The sequence below is a fragment of the Vibrio sp. Vb1026 genome (assembly GCF_033338745.1).
In the GTDB taxonomy this organism is placed as follows: domain Bacteria; phylum Pseudomonadota; class Gammaproteobacteria; order Enterobacterales; family Vibrionaceae; genus Vibrio; species Vibrio alginolyticus.
This window is the reverse complement of record NZ_JAWOTH010000018.1, coordinates 17455-32066: the sequence shown is the minus strand read 5'-3', so window position 1 is coordinate 32066 and position 14612 is coordinate 17455. Positions and strand designations below refer to the sequence as shown.

16 protein-coding genes are annotated in these 14612 nt (G+C 42.0%); 12 read left to right on the top strand and 4 right to left on the bottom strand.

Annotation, left to right across the window (positions count from 1 at the left end):
* Positions 1 to 50 precede the first annotated feature (50 nt).
* The 4 genes from R7E47_RS20360 to R7E47_RS20345 all read left to right on the top strand — a co-directional run bounded on the left by R7E47_RS20360 (position 51) and on the right by R7E47_RS20345 (position 3539).
* Positions 51 to 1349, top strand: a complete 1299-nt coding sequence (locus R7E47_RS20360) for a phage/plasmid replication protein, II/X family (protein ID WP_318085037.1) — start codon at positions 51 to 53, stop codon at positions 1347 to 1349.
* Positions 1350 to 1371: 22 nt separating this feature from the next.
* Complete coding sequence (locus tag R7E47_RS20355) at positions 1372 to 1650, top strand: single-stranded DNA-binding protein (protein WP_025630509.1); 279 nt, start codon at positions 1372 to 1374, stop codon at positions 1648 to 1650.
* Between the two features lie 235 nt (positions 1651 to 1885).
* The gene (locus R7E47_RS20350; protein WP_318085036.1) at positions 1886 to 2515 is read left to right on the top strand and encodes a DNA-binding protein; all 630 of its coding nucleotides are present in this window, start codon (positions 1886 to 1888) and stop codon (positions 2513 to 2515) included.
* A 787-nt stretch (positions 2516 to 3302) separates the two neighbouring features.
* Positions 3303 to 3539, top strand: a complete 237-nt coding sequence (locus R7E47_RS20345) for a hypothetical protein (RefSeq protein WP_318085038.1) — start codon at positions 3303 to 3305, stop codon at positions 3537 to 3539.
* Positions 3540 to 3854: 315 nt separating this feature from the next.
* Here R7E47_RS20345 and R7E47_RS20340 read toward each other — a convergent pair whose 3' ends face one another.
* Positions 3855 to 4361 carry a helix-turn-helix domain-containing protein gene (locus R7E47_RS20340; RefSeq protein ID WP_025630376.1) on the bottom strand — a complete coding sequence of 169 codons (507 nt, stop codon included), beginning with the start codon at positions 4359 to 4361 and terminating at the stop codon, positions 3855 to 3857.
* A gap of 122 nt (positions 4362 to 4483) precedes the next feature.
* Between R7E47_RS20340 and R7E47_RS20335 the strand changes: the two genes are divergently transcribed.
* The 3 genes from R7E47_RS20335 (at position 4484) to R7E47_RS20325 (ending at position 6948) form a co-directional block, all read left to right on the top strand.
* The gene (locus tag R7E47_RS20335) at positions 4484 to 5782 is read left to right on the top strand and encodes a phage/plasmid replication protein, II/X family (protein ID WP_318085037.1); all 1299 of its coding nucleotides are present in this window, start codon (positions 4484 to 4486) and stop codon (positions 5780 to 5782) included.
* A gap of 22 nt (positions 5783 to 5804) precedes the next feature.
* Complete coding sequence (locus R7E47_RS20330; RefSeq protein WP_025630509.1) at positions 5805 to 6083, top strand: single-stranded DNA-binding protein; 279 nt, start codon at positions 5805 to 5807, stop codon at positions 6081 to 6083.
* A 235-nt stretch (positions 6084 to 6318) separates the two neighbouring features.
* The gene (locus tag R7E47_RS20325) at positions 6319 to 6948 is read left to right on the top strand and encodes a DNA-binding protein (RefSeq protein WP_318085036.1); all 630 of its coding nucleotides are present in this window, start codon (positions 6319 to 6321) and stop codon (positions 6946 to 6948) included.
* A gap of 241 nt (positions 6949 to 7189) precedes the next feature.
* Here the strand turns inward: R7E47_RS20325 and R7E47_RS20320 are convergent, their stop codons facing one another.
* The 3 genes from R7E47_RS20320 to R7E47_RS20310 form a co-directional block, all read right to left on the bottom strand.
* Complete coding sequence (locus tag R7E47_RS20320) at positions 7190 to 8911, bottom strand: ATP-binding protein (RefSeq protein WP_258669195.1); 1722 nt, start codon at positions 8909 to 8911, stop codon at positions 7190 to 7192.
* Positions 8901 to 10082 (bottom strand): FIST signal transduction protein, encoded by a 1182-nt coding sequence (locus R7E47_RS20315; RefSeq protein ID WP_017634895.1) that lies wholly within the window; start codon positions 10080 to 10082, stop codon positions 8901 to 8903. The genes R7E47_RS20320 and R7E47_RS20315 overlap by 11 nt, the downstream gene beginning before the upstream one ends.
* A gap of 113 nt (positions 10083 to 10195) precedes the next feature.
* Positions 10196 to 10552, bottom strand: coding sequence for a hypothetical protein (locus R7E47_RS20310; protein WP_005377473.1), 357 nt, complete (start codon positions 10550 to 10552; stop codon positions 10196 to 10198).
* A 257-nt stretch (positions 10553 to 10809) separates the two neighbouring features.
* On the opposite strand from R7E47_RS20310, the gene ccoN reads away from it, so the two are divergent.
* The 5 genes from ccoN to R7E47_RS20285 all read left to right on the top strand — a co-directional run bounded on the left by ccoN (position 10810) and on the right by R7E47_RS20285 (position 14609).
* Complete coding sequence (gene ccoN / locus R7E47_RS20305; protein ID WP_005396488.1) at positions 10810 to 12237, top strand: cytochrome-c oxidase, cbb3-type subunit I; 1428 nt, start codon at positions 10810 to 10812, stop codon at positions 12235 to 12237.
* Positions 12238 to 12249: 12 nt separating this feature from the next.
* A complete protein-coding gene (gene ccoO, locus R7E47_RS20300) occupies positions 12250 to 12870 on the top strand; it encodes a cytochrome-c oxidase, cbb3-type subunit II (RefSeq protein WP_005377475.1) in 621 nt (206 codons plus the stop codon).
* A gap of 9 nt (positions 12871 to 12879) precedes the next feature.
* Complete coding sequence (locus tag R7E47_RS20295) at positions 12880 to 13053, top strand: cbb3-type cytochrome oxidase subunit 3 (RefSeq protein WP_005377485.1); 174 nt, start codon at positions 12880 to 12882, stop codon at positions 13051 to 13053.
* On the top strand, positions 13053 to 14027 hold the full coding sequence (ccoP, locus tag R7E47_RS20290; protein WP_005377487.1) for a cytochrome-c oxidase, cbb3-type subunit III: 975 nt from the start codon (positions 13053 to 13055) through the stop codon (positions 14025 to 14027). Before R7E47_RS20295 ends, ccoP begins: the two co-directional genes overlap by 1 nt.
* Positions 14028 to 14132: 105 nt before the next feature.
* Positions 14133 to 14609 carry a FixH family protein gene (locus R7E47_RS20285; protein WP_005377489.1) on the top strand — a complete coding sequence of 159 codons (477 nt, stop codon included), beginning with the start codon at positions 14133 to 14135 and terminating at the stop codon, positions 14607 to 14609.
* Positions 14610 to 14612: the final 3 nt, after the last annotated feature.

Sequence of the window (14612 nt, the reverse complement as noted above, 5' to 3'; positions counted from 1 at the left end):
TATGTACATACACAAAAGTGTTTATTAAACTTCTTGACAGGATTTTGGGTGTGATAGACAAACTCAAGATATCGATACCATTTAAGACTGAGTTTACGATGACGACTTACCAAGCTAAGTCGGGTGAAGCTGTGTCTTACGTCGATATCAAAGAGTGTTCTCGTCGTGGTGTTGGTCTTGAGGCAAAAATGATCTTCTTCACTGGTGAAGTTGGTGCAGATAAATATGAGGTTGCTGACTTAAGACATGCGTTCGAATCTCTCCCAACACACTTTACTGGAATGGCATTCAAGATTTATCAGGGAACTCGCTTACGTTCTCCATGTATAGAGTTAAAAGCATCACCAGCTAAAATCCTGCAAGGTCATAATGTCTACGGCCCAACGTCTATCGAGGTTGGAGCTATAGAAATGTTGATGGCGTTTTACAACAATTACCCTGATGTCTACGAAATGTTAGATATCCAGTCTGCAACACTAGACGCCATTGATGCGACATACTCGGCACGAGTAAAGACCGAACTACAGGCTCGCCAAGTTATACAGCAACTAAAAAATGTCTCGAATAAACAAATGCGTACGGCTGTACGTAACGAGCATGAAACCACTGTATATTTTAACAAGAACTCCCGTCACTGTGACCGAAAAGCCTATCTGAAAGGGCCTGAGTTCAGCCGCCAGCTACGAGACTTAAGAGCGTTACAAGAAAAAGGCGATCACTCATACGATCGTGTTATCGACGTCATGTCTTCACCACAACTAATCAACTATGCACGACACTTAGTCCGTTTTGAAGCCGGAGCACACCGCCGCTATTTAGACGCTTTAGAGATACCTAAAAATCTATTCGACGCGATTAACTACCAGAAAGAATACGAATCAACAGGCCGCAATTTAATAGCAGATATCTGGACCAAAGCATTTACACCACTACTGGAAGCGCTAGAGGGACAACACATGAATATCTTTAACGACGAAGAAGTACACAGCAACTTGAAAAAGGCTTACTACCGCGTAACACCAAAAGGGAACATATCTTATGCGAAAGCCGATAAGTTGTTCCGGTTCTACCGCTCACTAGTATCAGATGGTTACTACGCCGTGTATCAATCCTTTACATCGAGAGCAACGTTCTCTCGCCAACTCAATGACTTGTTAGCTATCGGCTTCTCAAAAGCTCAGCTTCAAAACTTACAAGGTAATGAAAAGGATAACGTTGTTCCGCTTCTTCAGGTCATCGAAATAGACTTCTCACAGCAGCATCCGGCTGATTATGTGGAGCCCAAAGTAGGGCACATATCACGAATGTATGGTTACGGCGAAGACAATGTAATCAGACTCACAGCTTAACTACAAACCACAAGGAAACATCATGTTGAAAATCGAAATCTTCCCAGAAAATGTACAAATCGAAACGCGCACAATCCCAGCTAAAGAAGGAAAGCCACCGCGCAATATCTATGAGCAAGTAGCTTACGCGCACTTGGGCGGTAAGTTCCCAGTAGAGATGAAGCTACAGTTAGAAGAAGGACAGCCAGCGTATGTTGCAGGACTCTATACAATACATCCCTCTAGCTTTGTTATTAATCAGTTCGGTTCTCTGGAGTTAAAACGCTTCGGCTTACTCATTGATCCTATAGACGAAAAATAGAAGTAACGTAAGGAACACAACGTCATGGCTACATTAGGAATATACGACCCAAAACATAGTGCACATCTTGGCTTAAGAGACTTCGAGTTACTTCAACTATCAAGGCCCACATATAAAGCACGCTTTACACGTCGTGGCTATGGAGATGTTCAACTCTTAGTGTTCTTGGATGATCACAAAGAAATACCGTTCGTTAGAGTTCCACTAGAAACTTTACTGGAAGCTGCTCTGAACTATGAAGCCAGCCATTAAACAATTTACTCATGCGTTCTTCAAAATCCCTCAGAATGAACGCAAAAAAAATGGTCGCAAAGGAGCTCGTATCGCAGGATACGAGCCATACTCACCAGAAGAAGATGCTTACTTAATCGAGCATTATCAAAAAATCCCGTTCACACAGATAGGCAAAAACCTAGGGCGCTCAGCTCATTCAATATATGTTCGTTCCAAAAAGCTCATTCGAGATGGACTTATCGTAAAAGACCAACGTTGGAGGAAATCTCATTACAGTGCTAAAGAAGATGCGTTCATCATTGCATGCCAAGATAAAATGTCGTTCGAGCAAGTTGGCCACGTTCTTGGCCGTAGTAGAGAGTCAGTAAAAGTTAGAGCTGGTAAGTTAGGTGTCTCATACAGAAAAGTTGCGGAGACTTCGCCTGTAGTGAAACTCTTAAATGATGATGTTGAGTTGATACGCCAGCTGGCAGAACTAGGGCTAACTTATCGAGAGATCTCATATAAGTTCGACGTTGATGAAAGTCATGTGAGAAAAGTATGTATGTTCCAAGAACGGTTGTACCTGGACAAGAACGATTACTTGAATCATGTTAAGCGTCAGAAAGATGCAATCGACGGAATGAACTAGAGCTATAACACCATGATATACTTGAATAAATCTCCCCTTAAAAGTGCGTATTATGGTTATGAATTATGTTGAGGGTTTGCTGAAAGCCTTGAGTGAACAAAGGGTGGGCGGCGCGACTTGGCTCACCCGAACTTGTTCGTGGTGCTTAGGAGAGAGAATCGCTTTGAAGTGATAGCCCGTAATATAATTCGCATAATACGCGGCATAATACGTGTTAAGCCTTCGTTGACTTGGAATGTAAGTTTACTTACACTGATCTTGTTTGGTCCTCTATGGTCCAAATTAACCACTGAAGCGAGGCTTTCGCCCCAGTGGTGTTTTAAGTGTAAGGGATATGCCCCTCACGCTGCTTTTAGTTCAAAGGGTAATTATTGATTACTTCCAAAAGAGCCGTCATAAAGCTCAGGAAAGCAATCAGAAGTTTAAGCCACATATGGCTCCTCCTTATGCACTGAAAGGTTATAGTTTCTTCTGTCGCTAGATTTCTCAGGTCAATTCGACAGAAATATATTTAAAAATGCCGCTTAACTGCGGCTTTTTTCGTTCTTGTTTTTTAAGAACTTTGCTGATAATTACATGCTTTTTAAGTCTTTGCAAACTTGAGCACATCGGTGATCTATTGGTCTCAGACCAAAACCTTCATTCAGTGATCATACAGAGTAAATTCGCGTGGCAATTTGCCGTTACCTATAAGGTGTCTGCGCATAATGCGAGCTATTCCTCTTGTTTTATATTCAATTGCCCCCATATAGGTTATGGCATTTCATTATTAATAGAGGAAAATCAGATGTCTACTTCTTCGAAAGATATAACCTTTAGACCTACATTAGATCAGTATGTTGCTTATGCGGAGCAACCTGACGTCCAGCGCATGTTTGCTGTAGCTGCCGCTTTAGAATTAATTAAAGCTGATGTATCTACTGCTCGTGAACGAAATACTACTTCTTTAGAGCGACACGTAAGTAATTTGTCAGAATACGCGGACACAATTCAAGCAGCGTTAAATGTAAAAAGTTCATCATAATAAGCTCGATTTTCACTGCTATAAGCTTGCTTGTAGAGTGAAAATGAGTAGCCAAGCGCTCGCCTTAATCAAGCGTTCGCTTAAGTCAATCGCGCGGCAGCTTCGGCTGCCTTTTTTGTATCTGTCAGTTAGCTCGGCCTGTAACGAATGCCGACGAGCGGAGACTGAGCGAGGAGAAATGAGGAGCAGGTCAGAGCAAGACATTTGCGAATGGAAGGGGCCCCGTTTCGTCGGGGAAGGAGCCATTCGAAAATGGCTCCATCGTGACCAAGGTACACTATCTTTAATAGTGTACTCTTGTTTCATTTTGAAACTTTACTCGGATAATGTTCGCTTCCAAACTTCTAAACAACGTTGCTCTTCTTGCTCGTTGTTGAACGAAATCGAACCGCTCTCATATAGTGCTAACATGTCACGCGCTTGACTCTTGTCTCGTTCTTTAAATGAAAACAAAGGGCGGTTAGACTGCTCAGCTAAGCTGTTGATAAACCCTTGTTTATCATCAACATAATCATACATTGTCATGATTACTTCGGTCTCTGAAATCCCTTTCATACATGGACCAACAAGCTTCATAAACTCAAAAGGATCAAGTTGAGTCATTTGATCCTTTTTACCTTGGCAAATCTCACGTTCTGTAAGCTTTAGAGCTTTGGCTAACTTAGCCACTTGAGTTGCTTTAGGCTCGGTTATCCCACGTTCCCACTTGCTGACTGTCTGTACAGTTACATCCATCTGCTCAGCTAAATCTTCCTGCTTGATGACCAGTTCAATTCTACGTTCCTTTAGTACTTCACCAATACTCATGTTTACGTTATCCATATCAAAACCCTACATTAGTTTAAGTTTACACCCACTTTAGTGTTGCTTATTAGTAACACATACTTTAGTGTATATGTACATACACAAAAGTGTTTATTAAACTTCTTGACAGGATTTTGGGTGTGATAGACAAACTCAAGATATCGATACCATTTAAGACTGAGTTTACGATGACGACTTACCAAGCTAAGTCGGGTGAAGCTGTGTCTTACGTCGATATCAAAGAGTGTTCTCGTCGTGGTGTTGGTCTTGAGGCAAAAATGATCTTCTTCACTGGTGAAGTTGGTGCAGATAAATATGAGGTTGCTGACTTAAGACATGCGTTCGAATCTCTCCCAACACACTTTACTGGAATGGCATTCAAGATTTATCAGGGAACTCGCTTACGTTCTCCATGTATAGAGTTAAAAGCATCACCAGCTAAAATCCTGCAAGGTCATAATGTCTACGGCCCAACGTCTATCGAGGTTGGAGCTATAGAAATGTTGATGGCGTTTTACAACAATTACCCTGATGTCTACGAAATGTTAGATATCCAGTCTGCAACACTAGACGCCATTGATGCGACATACTCGGCACGAGTAAAGACCGAACTACAGGCTCGCCAAGTTATACAGCAACTAAAAAATGTCTCGAATAAACAAATGCGTACGGCTGTACGTAACGAGCATGAAACCACTGTATATTTTAACAAGAACTCCCGTCACTGTGACCGAAAAGCCTATCTGAAAGGGCCTGAGTTCAGCCGCCAGCTACGAGACTTAAGAGCGTTACAAGAAAAAGGCGATCACTCATACGATCGTGTTATCGACGTCATGTCTTCACCACAACTAATCAACTATGCACGACACTTAGTCCGTTTTGAAGCCGGAGCACACCGCCGCTATTTAGACGCTTTAGAGATACCTAAAAATCTATTCGACGCGATTAACTACCAGAAAGAATACGAATCAACAGGCCGCAATTTAATAGCAGATATCTGGACCAAAGCATTTACACCACTACTGGAAGCGCTAGAGGGACAACACATGAATATCTTTAACGACGAAGAAGTACACAGCAACTTGAAAAAGGCTTACTACCGCGTAACACCAAAAGGGAACATATCTTATGCGAAAGCCGATAAGTTGTTCCGGTTCTACCGCTCACTAGTATCAGATGGTTACTACGCCGTGTATCAATCCTTTACATCGAGAGCAACGTTCTCTCGCCAACTCAATGACTTGTTAGCTATCGGCTTCTCAAAAGCTCAGCTTCAAAACTTACAAGGTAATGAAAAGGATAACGTTGTTCCGCTTCTTCAGGTCATCGAAATAGACTTCTCACAGCAGCATCCGGCTGATTATGTGGAGCCCAAAGTAGGGCACATATCACGAATGTATGGTTACGGCGAAGACAATGTAATCAGACTCACAGCTTAACTACAAACCACAAGGAAACATCATGTTGAAAATCGAAATCTTCCCAGAAAATGTACAAATCGAAACGCGCACAATCCCAGCTAAAGAAGGAAAGCCACCGCGCAATATCTATGAGCAAGTAGCTTACGCGCACTTGGGCGGTAAGTTCCCAGTAGAGATGAAGCTACAGTTAGAAGAAGGACAGCCAGCGTATGTTGCAGGACTCTATACAATACATCCCTCTAGCTTTGTTATTAATCAGTTCGGTTCTCTGGAGTTAAAACGCTTCGGCTTACTCATTGATCCTATAGACGAAAAATAGAAGTAACGTAAGGAACACAACGTCATGGCTACATTAGGAATATACGACCCAAAACATAGTGCACATCTTGGCTTAAGAGACTTCGAGTTACTTCAACTATCAAGGCCCACATATAAAGCACGCTTTACACGTCGTGGCTATGGAGATGTTCAACTCTTAGTGTTCTTGGATGATCACAAAGAAATACCGTTCGTTAGAGTTCCACTAGAAACTTTACTGGAAGCTGCTCTGAACTATGAAGCCAGCCATTAAACAATTTACTCATGCGTTCTTCAAAATCCCTCAGAATGAACGCAAAAAAAATGGTCGCAAAGGAGCTCGTATCGCAGGATACGAGCCATACTCACCAGAAGAAGATGCTTACTTAATCGAGCATTATCAAAAAATCCCGTTCACACAGATAGGCAAAAACCTAGGGCGCTCAGCTCATTCAATATATGTTCGTTCCAAAAAGCTCATTCGAGATGGACTTATCGTAAAAGACCAACGTTGGAGGAAATCTCATTACAGTGCTAAAGAAGATGCGTTCATCATTGCATGCCAAGATAAAATGTCGTTCGAGCAAGTTGGCCACGTTCTTGGCCGTAGTAGAGAGTCAGTAAAAGTTAGAGCTGGTAAGTTAGGTGTCTCATACAGAAAAGTTGCGGAGACTTCGCCTGTAGTGAAACTCTTAAATGATGATGTTGAGTTGATACGCCAGCTGGCAGAACTAGGGCTAACTTATCGAGAGATCTCATATAAGTTCGACGTTGATGAAAGTCATGTGAGAAAAGTATGTATGTTCCAAGAACGGTTGTACCTGGACAAGAACGATTACTTGAATCATGTTAAGCGTCAGAAAGATGCAATCGACGGAATGAACTAGAGCTATAACACCATGATATACTTGAATAAATCTCCCCTTAAAAGTGCGTATTATGTATATTATGTTAAATTAAATATCGCCGTACGCTAAATGTTGTCTGAGTATGCTCCTATTCCCCTGCAGATTTTAAATTTAAGGGCCTTACTGTGAGCATTAAACATAATGGTTATTTACCATAAAATACTTAATATAGATCTTAATAATCTATCGATTGTTAAGATCTATATTAACGCCTTTTTACTTATTGAAATGACTGTATAGCTTCAAAGATATCTTGTCTTCTAACTGGCTTGGAAATGAATCCGTCCATGCCGGCATCCAGGCATTTATCTCTATCGCTTTCTAACGCATGTGCAGTTAACGCTATAATTGGGGTCCTGAGACCTTTATCTCGAATAAGTCTTGTTGCGGTAATTCCATCCATCACTGGCATCGAGACATCCATGAGAATCAAATCGATTAAATCCTCATTCTCTTCTAAAAATGTTAATGCCTCTGCTCCATGGCTTGCGATATGAACATTATGGCCAAGCTTATTTAAGATAAGCTTTATTACGAACTGATTCGACTCGGTATCTTCTACGACGAGAAGTTCCATTGCTTTTGTCGGTTGATTGTTTTCGATTCTAACTGGACGATTTTGATTACAACGAGTCAAAACTGGAATCGAAATCGTAAAGGTTGAACCAACATGCTCATCACTTTTAACGGCAATCTTGCCACGCATCATTTCAACTAAATGCTTGGTTATTGCGAGCCCCAGTCCTGTACCACCGAAGCGTCTCGTGATGGAACGGTCTCCTTGATGAAATGCCGTAAACAAGTGCTCTTGCTTTGCTTTAGATATACCAATTCCAGTGTCAGATATTGAGATCACAAGTTCAGCATCTCGCTCAGATACAGAAACTTTTACTTCACCTTCGTCTGTAAACTTTATTGCATTCCCTATTAGATTAAACAGAATTTGAGATAACCGCGTGGAGTCAATCCAAAATTGTTTGTCATTAGTGACAGTACAGTTGAGCTTGAATTTAAGATTTTTCTTCTTAGCTATTTGTTTTTGCTGAGAAATAACAAAAGTGACAGTGTCTCTTAAGTTAATCCATTGTTCATTGAGCTGAAAGCGACCTGACTCGATTTTAGAAAGATCAAGAATGTCACTGATTATCGCGAGAAGTAACTCTGCAGAGCACTCCATTTGGCTCAAAGCATCAATTTGTTCTTCTGACAAGGTTGATTGCTTCAATATATCCAGCATTCCAAGAACGGAATTTAAAGGGGTTCTTATTTCATGACTCATCATCGCTAAGAACTCCGACTTAGACCGGTTCGCAAGCTCTGCTTCTTCTCTTGCTTTAGCGAGCTGAGTTGTTCTTACTTCAACGATACGTTGTAACTTCTCTTTGGTCTCGATATCAATGACCGCCCTTTCAATTAAGGGACGAAAGCGCCTCAAGGTTTCCTTATTCTCTATGCTAAAGTGCCCTTTCTGAGCTCCAATAAGTAGGATTACGGTTTGCGTTACTTCTGAACGTATACCAGTTAAAACGACCGAGTTTACATGGCTTTTTATAAAGCTGTTTAAGTTAACAAACTCAGCGAGTTTATCTGGCTCGAACAGTAGAATGCATTCACCATTGAGAGCTCTTTGATAGGTGTTACCGTGTAACCAGGATACATTATCAAATACGCTATTAGTTGATATCAATGTCTTGAAGGGATATCGTTCACCATCACGAGTCAGTACAATAAAATCATCGAAGTTGATGTACTTTTTGAGGACATTGTTTAATCCCGTAAATATCTCATGCCGATTCTTTGCCTCACTCATCGCAGATATCGCGGAAAGAATGGCCTTGTTTTCATCAGCGAGTAGTCGTTCTCTTTGTCTAGCCTGCTTTAGCTCAACTAACGCTTCTTGAAGCGCTTCCTGTTGATATATGTCTAAGTATTTATCTTTCATAAGGTTTATGGAATATAGCCGATGAAATCATCAGGTTTCCATGTCCATTCTCACCACCAATAAATCTACCTTGCTCGCCGAAAGTAAAAGGGCAAATAAAAGGCAAATGTTCTAGTTCTTGGTTAATTTGTTCACAAACGCTATTCATGTCTTGCATTAAGTGCAACATGGGACCCGCGCAAAAGATATTTATCACTCCAATTTTTCGAGACTCTTCTAATTTTTGGTTAAAAGCGGCATTGACGACTTTTGCAGCGCGCGCAACGAGATGCTCACGACTTCCTTTCATTAATGTGAGCTCGTCACCCTCTTCTATTCGTGTAAACAACTCGATTCCACCATCTGGCGTCTCACGGATCGGATGGGATAACTTGTAATATGGGCGATCATAGAGATGACCTGCGATCCGCCCTAATGGATAAGCACTCGAGTTTGTAAACAGCATATTATCTTTACCTACTTGGTTATCCTGGTGATTTGTCCACCTTCTATAAACATTGAGCGCAGGTTCATTATCAATTTCAAGTAAGCATCTATCGTTGGTCTTGGTTGCAACACCTTTGATATTAGTTGGTGTATGCCCAGCGCTAAAAGCGATATCAACAGGTTGAGAGGAGTAAAAGAGAGTTAAGCTTAAACCTGAAGTTTGAGAGCCTTGGGCGGTTATCACAGACCATTTCCCAGCGATGTTATTATCAGCGGCCGAACCACCAATAATTGGAATTAGAGTTCCAAATCTTTCATCTATAGACGCAATGATTGATTCCTCTTGCCCTGGTGTAGCATGAAGTAGAATTAAGTTTGGTACCTCTCCTACACGGTTTGCGTTCTCAAGGGCCATATCCAAAGCCTTGGTGACGCTGTCACCTGAGTTGTGATTAGAAATACCAGTACCATAAGCATGAGGACCTGTATCATAAACAGCAAGTGCCGCAATTACTGGTCCTGTATGAAAGCCCTGATCTGTCATTACGGCTTGACATGAACTGGCGCCATGAAAAGGCACACCAGGAAAATGCGCAAGAAACGCTTCTCGAATCAACTCGAAATTGTATTCTTCCGTGTAGTAACACATCACGTAAGACAAGTTCTGTTGTGTCAATTCGGACCTGAGCGTTTTTATCGCTGAGTCTTCATCTTTAATATGAGTAAAAACTGATTGGCAATGCATACGATTTTATAATTGGATATCACTCTGCTGTTATACCATTCCAACCAATTTTCTCTAGGTAAGAAGGTGTTAATTTCATTAATAAGTTACGATTATCTCGTGATAGATCGTATTTATAATTGAACTACAACAATGTTTTCACCTTTTTTAAAGGTGATTTTTTTCGATTCAGGCATGATGTCCCATTCTACTGACTTATGCTTTTCGTTGAGATTGATAAAATTACCAGATTGATTTAGATCAATTTTTAGAGTGCTACTTTCTGTCGTTTCGAGCGAAATTCCCATTGAGTCACGATTAATCGTGATTATTTCTCCTTCAATTGTTACATCGCATCGTTCTTTTTGTGAACAGTCAACGCTATTAACACTCTCGTGTGTAAAGGTACGCCAGAAAAATGCGCCTATTAAAACACTGAGCATGATTAAGATTTGTGCAAGTCGCGCCTTTGTTAACTTTTGTGCAGGCATAATTACTAATATCCTTGTTACAAACTTCAAACTTTTTAAATAAAAAATGATTTCCAGAGGTCCAGTAAGGTTACTACCCTGTCATTGAATTGTTAATTCAAGTATAGTGTCACGCTGAAAATGCCACTTTTTATTAAAGTCAGCAATGGAAATAAGGTGATGATAACACTTGAATTCTAGAGTTTACTTGGGTGGTGTTACGACGCAAGTCGTGTTGGAAGTAAAAGTGTAGTTAATTAGAAATTGGAAGCATGCAAATGAGCCAAGTAAAGCAGCTTGAACAAAACTACAACTATACAGTCGTTCGCCAATTTACCCTTGTGACCATTTTATGGGGCATAGTTGGTATGGCTGTTGGTGTTTTGATTGCCGCTCAATTAGTTTGGCCACAGCTAAACTTTGATACGCCGTGGTTGACGTACAGTCGCTTACGTCCACTGCATACTAATGCGGTAATTTTTGCGTTTGGTACCAGTGCTCTGTTCGCAACGTCTTATTATGTTGTACAGCGCACATGTCAAACACGTCTTTTTGGTGGCCCACTCGTTGCCTTCACCTTTTGGGGTTGGCAAGCAATCATCCTGGCAGCAGCCATTACTTTGCCTCTCGGTTTAACATCGGGTAAAGAGTATGCTGAGCTAGAATGGCCTATTGATATCGCAATTGCGCTAGTATGGGTATCATATGCGGTGGTGTTCTTCGGCACACTGGTGAAACGAAACACGTCACACATATATGTGGCAAACTGGTTCTTCGGTGCCTTTATTATCACAGTAGCAGTACTTCACATCGTGAACAGCATGGCTATTCCTGTGTCACTCGGTAAATCTTACTCGATTTACTCGGGCGCAGTGGATGCGATGGTTCAGTGGTGGTATGGACACAATGCGGTAGGTTTCCTACTGACCGCTGGTTTCCTAGGTATGATGTACTACTTCGTTCCTAAACAAGCTGAACGTCCTGTTTATTCTTACCGTCTATCTATCGTTCACTTCTGGGCACTTATTTCTCTATATATTTGGGCAGGCCCTCACCACCTTCATTATACAGCGCTACCAGACTGGACTCAGTCTCTAGGTATGGTTATGTCGCTGGTTCTATTTGCTCCTTCTTGGGGTGGTATGATCAACGGTATTATGACGTTATCTGGTGCATGGCATAAGCTTCGTTATGACCCTATCCTACGTTTCCTAATCGTTTCACTGTCGTTCTACGGTATGTCTACCTTTGAAGGCCCGATGATGTCGATTAAGACGGTTAACGCACTTTCTCACTACACAGACTGGACCATTGGTCACGTTCACTCTGGTGCGTTAGGTTGGGTTGCGATGGTTTCTATCGGCTCTGTATATCACTTGGTACCTCGCCTATTTGGCCAAGAGCGTATGTACTCTGTTGGTCTAGTTAATGTGCATTTCTGGCTAGCAACAATCGGTACCGTTCTTTACATCGTTGCGATGTGGATCTCTGGTGTAATGCAAGGTCTTATGTGGCGCGCGGTTAACTCTGACGGTACGCTAACTTACAGTTTTGTTGAATCTGTAGAAGCGTCTTATCCGTTCTACTTTGTACGTTTCCTAGGCGGATTTATCTTCCTATCTGGTATGTTCCTAATGGCATACAACACGTACAAAACGGTAAGTGCACCTAAAGAAAGCCTAAAAGCTATCCCACATCCGGCATAAGGAGATTTAAGAATGAGTAATAATTCTAATAATCGCCATGAAATCTTAGAACGTAATGTCGGTTTGTTGGCTATTTTTATCGTGTTTGCTATCAGTTGGGGTGCTCTTGTAGAGATCACTCCTCTGATTTTCCAAAAGCAAACGACTGAACCTGTAGAAAATCTGCGCGCTTACACTCCTTTGGAGATGGAAGGCCGTGATATCTACATCCGTGAAGGTTGTAACGTCTGTCACAGCCAGATGGTTCGTCCTTTCCGCTCAGAGACTGAACGTTACGGTCACTACTCTGTTGCTGGTGAGAGTGTTTGGGAACACCCATTCCTTTGGGGCTCTAAGCGTACAGGCCCGGATTTAGCTCGTGTTGGTGGTCGTTATTCTGACGAATGGCACCGTGTTCACCTGTTAGATCCTCGTGAGCTTGTACCTGAGTCAAACATGCCAGGTTTCCCGTGGCTAGCTGAAAACGTTTTAGACGGTAAGCTAACTCAGAAGAAACTTGAGCTATTTCGTGATCAGTTCGGCGTTCCATACACTGATGAAGAGATCGCGAATTCGGCTAAAGAAGTAGAAGGTAAAACAGAGATGGATGCAATCATCGCTTACCTTCAGTCTCTTGGTCATGCAATGAAGTAAGGGGATCATATGGATTTCGGTACAATTCATAGTATTTATACCGTTGTACTCTTCGCTAGTTTTATTGGCATCGTATGGTGGGCATTTAGTAAAAAGCGTAAAGCACGCTTTGAAGAAGATGCCAACTTGGTGTTTGCTGACGAAGAACAAAAGACCCCTAATAACCAAGGAGTGAAGAAGTAATGACTACATTCTGGAGTCTCTGGATTATCGTGATTACTGTCGGTACGCTAGTAGGCTGTGCGATTCTCCTGACTTGGTGCGCTAAAGATAAAATGGGCGTCGAGGAAGGGGAAGACATGGGCCACGAGTACGATGGTATTCGCGAGCTAAACAACCCTCTACCAAAGTGGTGGACTTACCTGTTTGTAAGCACATTTGTGTTCGCAGCAGTTTACCTTGCCCTATTCCCAGGTCTAGGTAGCTTCAAGGGCTTTTTAAACTGGCAGAGTTCGGCTCAAACCGTTCGCTCACTAGAAGAGTCAAAAGAAGCCATCGCTGCAGCACAAGAGAACAAGCAACTAAACCAATATGCAAAAGAACTGGATGATGCCGACGCTTACTTCGGCGAAGCATTCCGTAAACTTGCGCACAATGACAGTGGTCTACGCCCAATTCCTGAAATTGCGCAAGATCCTGAAGCATTAAAAGTTGGTCAGCGTTTGTTTTTGCAAAACTGTTCTCAATGCCATGGCTCTGATGCACGTGGTCAGAAAGGCTTCCCTAACCTGACTGATGATGCATGGCTATATGGTGGCGAGCCAGCAGCGATCGTTACAACCATCATGCACGGCCGTATTGGTCAAATGCCAGCATGGAAAGATGCCCTTGGTGAGCAAGGTGTTCAAGAAGTTGTAAGTTACACACTTAGTCTATCAGGTCGTAAAGTAAATGCTCGTGAAGCCGCGGCAGGTAAAGCACGCTTCGTAGTGTGTGCTGCTTGTCATGGTACCGATGGTAAGGGTAACCCTGCAGTCGGTGCGCCTGACCTTACAGACCAAGACTGGTTATTTGGTGACTCTCGTGCAGCTGTAACAGAAACCGTAATGAACGGACGCTCAGGCGTAATGCCTGCGTGGAAAGACATTTTGGGTGAAGATAAAGTTCAGCTCGTTGCCTCATATGTCTGGAGTTTAAGTAACTCAGAGAGTAAGTAACTGAGATATTACGTAACATAGCAATAACAGCCCCTTTCATAGGGGCTGTCTTTCCTTTAAATTTAACGCCTTACATTTTTTCATTTAGCTGTTGAGAACTTTTTTATGGTAAAGCCTTGGTATAAACAATTTTGGCCGTGGTTCCTAATCATCCTTCCTCTTACTGTCGTAGTTTGGACTGTGATTACTGTGGTCGTTTTCTCGAACAACTCTGTTTCTTTAGTCGCCGAGGATTACTATAAAAAAGGCAAAGGCATTAATATCGACATTAGTAAAATGAATGTCGCTCGTGACCTAGGTCTTAACGCTGAGATTTCCTCTGAAAATAACAATGTTGTGATTGTTTTCGCTAAAGGGAAGCTACCTCATTACCCTGCTCTAACGGCCACTTTCACTCATCGTACTCTTCCTGATCGTGACTTCACAAAGCTTGTAACAGCGGATGCATCTGGTAATTACCGACTAAAAGCTGAGGAATCTATTCAAGGACCATGGTTTGTTGAACTACAACCACACGACAAGCAATGGATGATCCAAGGTAAAGTTGAGTTTCCTGCCTCTTCAACACCGTTAATGAAGTAAGCA

Bases quoted from the DNA above. Each gene is read 5' to 3' on its own strand.
- R7E47_RS20310 (WP_005377473.1), bottom strand. From the start codon at position 10,552: ATGCCTGCACAAAAGTTAACAAAGGCGCGACTTGCACAAATCTTAATC.
- R7E47_RS20340 (WP_025630376.1), bottom strand. From the start codon at position 4,361: ATGGATAACGTAAACATGAGTATTGGTGAAGTACTAAAGGAACGTAGA.
- R7E47_RS20325 (WP_318085036.1), top strand. From the start codon at position 6,319: ATGAAGCCAGCCATTAAACAATTTACTCATGCGTTCTTCAAAATCCCT.
- R7E47_RS20285 (WP_005377489.1), top strand. From the start codon at position 14,133: ATGGTAAAGCCTTGGTATAAACAATTTTGGCCGTGGTTCCTAATCATC.
- R7E47_RS20355 (WP_025630509.1), top strand. From the start codon at position 1,372: ATGTTGAAAATCGAAATCTTCCCAGAAAATGTACAAATCGAAACGCGC.
- R7E47_RS20345 (WP_318085038.1), top strand. From the start codon at position 3,303: ATGTCTACTTCTTCGAAAGATATAACCTTTAGACCTACATTAGATCAG.
- R7E47_RS20295 (WP_005377485.1), top strand. From the start codon at position 12,880: ATGGATTTCGGTACAATTCATAGTATTTATACCGTTGTACTCTTCGCT.
- ccoO (WP_005377475.1), top strand. From the start codon at position 12,250: ATGAGTAATAATTCTAATAATCGCCATGAAATCTTAGAACGTAATGTC.
- ccoN (WP_005396488.1), top strand. From the start codon at position 10,810: ATGAGCCAAGTAAAGCAGCTTGAACAAAACTACAACTATACAGTCGTT.
- R7E47_RS20320 (WP_258669195.1), bottom strand. From the start codon at position 8,911: ATGAAAGATAAATACTTAGACATATATCAACAGGAAGCGCTTCAAGAA.
- R7E47_RS20330 (WP_025630509.1), top strand. From the start codon at position 5,805: ATGTTGAAAATCGAAATCTTCCCAGAAAATGTACAAATCGAAACGCGC.
- R7E47_RS20350 (WP_318085036.1), top strand. From the start codon at position 1,886: ATGAAGCCAGCCATTAAACAATTTACTCATGCGTTCTTCAAAATCCCT.
- R7E47_RS20315 (WP_017634895.1), bottom strand. From the start codon at position 10,082: ATGCATTGCCAATCAGTTTTTACTCATATTAAAGATGAAGACTCAGCG.
- ccoP (WP_005377487.1), top strand. From the start codon at position 13,053: ATGACTACATTCTGGAGTCTCTGGATTATCGTGATTACTGTCGGTACG.